We start from the raw sequence: 3,729 nt of genomic DNA, 5'->3' as shown, positions 1-3,729 counted from the left end.
ACGGTTTAGTAGATACGGCGATGGTCCAGGGCAGATGGAGGGGCCGATGCAGGACGGATGGCTGGGACGGCTCACCAGAGCGTTCCCCGACGACCCCGGGCTGATCAACCTCAAGGCGGCCGGCCGGGTTGCCTTCGTCGCCCCCATGCTGCTGGCCGTCACCTATCTGGCTGGTGGGGACGTGCGGCTGAGCCTGTTCGCCTGGTTCGGCGCCTACACCCTGCTGGAGTTCATCGACTTCACCGGGCCGACCAAGACCAGGCTGTTGGCCTACGTCGCGTTCGCGATTATCACCGTCTCGCTCATCGTCATCGGCGCACTGTGCTCCCGGACACCCTGGCTGGCGGCGCCGGTGACCGCACTGGTCGCCCTGATCGTGCTGTTTTCCGGGGTCCTCAACGCGTATTTCGCCGCCGCCGGACGGGCCACGCTGATGGCCTTCGTCCTGTCGGTGATGACGCCTGGCCCGGTGTCGGCCATTCCGGAACGGCTCGCCGGCTGGGGGATCGCCATGGTGGTGGCCGTCACCGCGGCCATGGTGCTGTGGACGGAGCGGCCCCCAACACGGCTGCGTGCCGCACTGGCTCAGGCGTGTCGGTCGATGGCCGCCGGGGTGGCGTGGACAACCATGCCTTTTCCGCAGTCTGACGGGACCGGGGCAGACGGGACCGGGGCGGACGAAGTTCCCCGGATCTGGACCGACGTGTTCCACCTGCGTCGCAGGTTCGCCGAGACCGCGCACCGGCCCAGCGGTGTCGGCGGGCGCACCGCGGCGCTGGGGTATCTCGTCGTGGACGTCAACTGGTTGGTCCCGTTCGCCGAACCGCGTGCGGACCGGAATCGGATCGCGGCGGCATGCTTCCCCCGCGAAGCTGCCGAGATCCACACCGCCGCCGCTGCCACGCTCGCCGCCGCTGCCGATCGACTCGACCGCGGTCCACGGCCCGGCCTGGACCGTTTGGAGCGGGCTGAACGGAGGATGCGCACAGCCCTGCTGGACTACCTGGAGGGGCGAGGCAGCCGGCCGGCGCCGGACGCTGACAGGTGGACCGCCCGATCGGCCCAGAAGACGGATGATCTCGTGGTCGCCGAGGCGGAGCAGCCGTCGGCTGACCTCGCGATCGCCGAGGCGTTCCGGCTGCGCAGACTGGCCCGGGGGACCCGAGAGCTGGCGATGAACGTGCTGCAGGTGACCGCGCCGGCACCGGCGCTGCGCTCCTGGGTGCGGCCGCGGGGCTGGCCCGCCAGGCTAAGGCGGCTCACCCGGCGAGGCGTCGCCGCCACCGATCTGGCCGCCGGCTATGCCAGCATCCGGTCGGTGTGGTTCCGCAACAGCGTCCGCGGCGCCGTGGGACTCGCCCTCGCTGTCGCCCTGGCCCAGAACACCGAGGTGCAGCACGGCTTCTGGGTGGTGCTCGGTACCCTGTCGGTGCTGCGGTCGAACGTGGTGGCGACCAGCTCGACGATCCTGCGGGGCCTGCTGGGCACCGGGATCGGTATTGTGGTGGGTGGCCTGTTCGTCGCCCTGATCGGCACCCACACCGTAATATTGTGGCCGCCGCTGCCGCTGGCCGTGTTCGTCGCCGGCTACATGCGGCGGAAGTCGTCCTTCGCGCTGGGCCAGGCAGGCTTCACCGTCGCCATCCTCATCCTTTTCAATATCATTGAACCGTTAGGCTGGCGGGTGGGGCTGGTCCGCATTCAGGACGTCATGATCGGCTTCGGGGTGAGCCTGGCCGTGGGAGCGATGCTGTGGCCGCGAGGAGCGGCTGCGGTCATCCGGCGTCGCGCCGCCGCGGCCTACCGGATGGGCGCGGCCTTCCTCGCCCTGGTCGTCATGCGGGCACCCGGTGATGACGATCCGCCCAGCGCCCGGCCGCGGACCTCGCCCTGGCTGGACCCGGCCTATACCGATATGTCGGACCATCCGGACGGCCCCGCAGATACCATCGGTGCGCTCGTGAGCCGGGTCGACACCTCCCGAACAGTCGACACCTCCCGAACAGAGGGCGCCGACACCGCAGGCTCGGACGACGCGGCCCTCCGCCGTCCCAGCCGGGACCAGCAGGTGGCCGCCGCGGCCCGCGATGCCATCCGCGCCGGGCGGCTGCTCGACGACGCGGTCCGTCAGTACCTGTCGGAGCAGCCTGACGGCCGGCTCGAGGTCGACGCGCTCATGACCGTCGTCGGCGGGGCGCTGCGGCTGCGCCGGACCGCGCAGCTGCTGCACGCCGGCGACGTGCCCTGGCCGGCGGACATCCTGCGGGCCGGGGGCGGCGTCAGCATGATCGCCTCGACCATGGAGATCTCCGCCGCGCTGCCCGATCTGGCCGCCGCCCAGGAAGCGGTCATGGTGGAGACGACCGAGCTGTGCGACTGGTACCTGCGGTTCGCCGAGGCACTCGGCGACGGCAAGCCTCCGCCACCGGCAGACCCGAACCCCAGTCCCGGCTCGGCCAGCATGGCGGCGCTGGCCATGGTGCGTCATGGCGCCGCCGCGCACCGACGCCCGGAACTGCGCGCCGGCGTGGCGCTCGCAGCACGCGCGACCTATCTCGACATCCTGCGTGGTCTGCAACCGATGCTCACCGACGCGGGCATGGCGCTCGTGCACCAGGGCCCCGCTGGGAGCCGCGGCTGGGCGGCCGGCGTACGACCCCGGCGGACTCGCCGGACGCCACGCTGGTGAACCGATCCGTTCGCCGACTTCGTTACGATTGCCCGTCGTGGCGCAGGTGTCCCACCTGCGCCACGACGGTCGATCAGTTCACCTGAGCGTGCCGCCGGTCACCTGGGCGTGCCGCCGGCCGTCGGGACGAGCCTGCCGCAGGCCGCCGGGTCGGTTGCCTCCTCGGGCAGGGCCGGATTGAGCTCGCTGCGGCCGGGGCCGTCGTAGCGGCCGTTGTGGCTGAAGTCGACGCCGTGCTGTTCGATCACGCCCTCACCGGCCCGCAACTGCGCGGCGACCGCCGGGGTGACCGTGAACGTGCGGTGGTAGGTCGCATTCCCAACCGGGAACCTCGCCACCGCCACCTCGCTGGCCGGGCTGGTGTCGCCGGACGTGGTCAGCGACACCGCGACCGGGCCACGCCACGGTTTGCCGTCGACGGTCCGGAAGTGGCCGTGGACGCCGGTGCCGGTCACGTCCGGCGGTGGGCAGACATGGCGGCCACCGATATGGATGTGCTGCGCGTGCGGCAGACCCGGCGCCAGCCCGCGACTGGAGATCGAGATGGTGAGTTGGTCGCCCCGCAGAATCGCGGTAGCGGTGCTGTGGGCGCCGGAATGGTTCAACGGCATGAGTGTCGCTTGAAGGAAGGTCTCCGCGGCGCCGGAGCCGGGCGTCGGCCCGCCGCGGCCACCGCCGGCGGCCGCGGGTGCCGCGGCAAGCGCCGACAGGACCCCCAGCCCGACGGCGGGCAGCAACACCTTTCGAATCAACTGACTACCCATAGTCATGAAGCTATAGAAGGACGCGGGCCCGGACGCGTCAAATCGACCGACCGGAACCTGGTCGGGTGGCCCGGGGGTGCGATCCCCCCGGGCCACCCGACCAGGCCGGTTGAGAGTACATGTCCCGGTAGGTGATCCGCCGCCATTTGCGATAGCTATACCCTCAAATCGGCAGCCGAGGCTGGCCCACAGGCCACATTCCGGCTGGATCTTCCTGCTTCGCCGGGTGCGCCCGGCCGAGCCAGCGTAAGGAGAGACGTAGCTGGTAAACATTCA

At 71.0% G+C, this 3,729-nt stretch carries 2 protein-coding genes; one reads left to right on the top strand and one right to left on the bottom strand.

Annotation, left to right across the window (positions count from 1 at the left end; all coding sequences use genetic code 11):
* Positions 1 to 46: 46 nt before the first annotated feature.
* Positions 47 to 2,689: an FUSC family protein gene (locus AC08OU_RS23535; RefSeq protein WP_476602250.1), complete on the top strand. Its 2,643-nt coding sequence runs from the start codon at positions 47 to 49 to the stop codon at positions 2,687 to 2,689.
* 98 nt (positions 2,690 to 2,787) lie between these two features.
* Here AC08OU_RS23535 and AC08OU_RS23530 read toward each other — a convergent pair whose 3' ends face one another.
* Entirely contained in the window at positions 2,788 to 3,453 is a 666-nt protein-coding gene (locus AC08OU_RS23530; protein WP_476605835.1) for a hypothetical protein, read from the bottom strand.
* Positions 3,454 to 3,729: the final 276 nt, after the last annotated feature.

Source organism: Frankia sp. CcMO1, assembly GCF_977945845.1.
Note: the sequence above shows the minus strand (reverse complement) of the source record. Positions and strands in the feature narration are given on the sequence as shown.